The 731-nt window shown below is 62.5% G+C and carries 1 protein-coding gene; it reads right to left on the minus strand.

Annotated features, from left to right (window positions below; genetic code table 11):
* Positions 1-731 (minus strand): 2-oxo acid dehydrogenase subunit E2 (locus O7A60_RS31730; protein WP_337109587.1); only part of this gene is annotated, 731 nt, incomplete at both ends.

A 731-nucleotide genomic window follows, 5' to 3' on the forward strand; every position in this document is an offset into this window, starting at 1 on the left:
TTTTCGATCAGCTTCTTGAAGGCGACCAGCAGTTCGGCCCCCAGGGCTCCGTCGACGGCGCGATGGTCGGTCGACAGCGTCACCGACATCACCGTGGCTATTTTGATCTCGCCATTCTTGACCACCGCCCGCTGCTCGCCGGCGCCGACCGCCAGGATCGTCGCATGCGGCGGGTTGATCACCGCGGCAAAATCCTTGATGCCGAACATGCCGAGATTGGAGACCGCCGTCGTACCACCCTGATACTCCTCGGGCTTCAGCTTGCGGCTGCGGGCGCGGCTGGCCAGATCCTTCATCTCGTTGGAGATGACGGACAGCGTCTTTTCGTCCGCATGCCGGATGATCGGCGTGATCAGGCCGCCGGGGATCGACACGGCAACGCCGACATCGGCATGCTTGTGCCTGACCATGGCGCTCTCGGTCCACGAGGCATTGGCATCCGGCACCGCCTTCAGCGCCATGGCCATCGCCTTGATCACCATGTCGTTGACCGACAGCTTGTAGGCAGGCGCCTCACCCTTGTCGGTCTTCTTCACCGGCGCGGCGGCATTGAGTTGCGTGCGCAGGGCCAGCAGCGCATCGAGTTCGCAGTCGAGCGTCAGATAGAAATGCGGGATGGTGGTTTTGGCTTCGACCAGGCGCCGCGCGATGGTCTTGCGCATGTTGTCATGCGGAATGAGTTCGTAGGAGCCTTCCTCGAACAGCTTCAGCACCTGGTCGTCCGACATTGG

The sequence above is a fragment of the Mesorhizobium salmacidum (SeqCode) genome, from assembly GCF_037179605.1.
In the GTDB taxonomy this organism is placed as follows: domain Bacteria; phylum Pseudomonadota; class Alphaproteobacteria; order Rhizobiales; family Rhizobiaceae; genus Mesorhizobium; species Mesorhizobium salmacidum.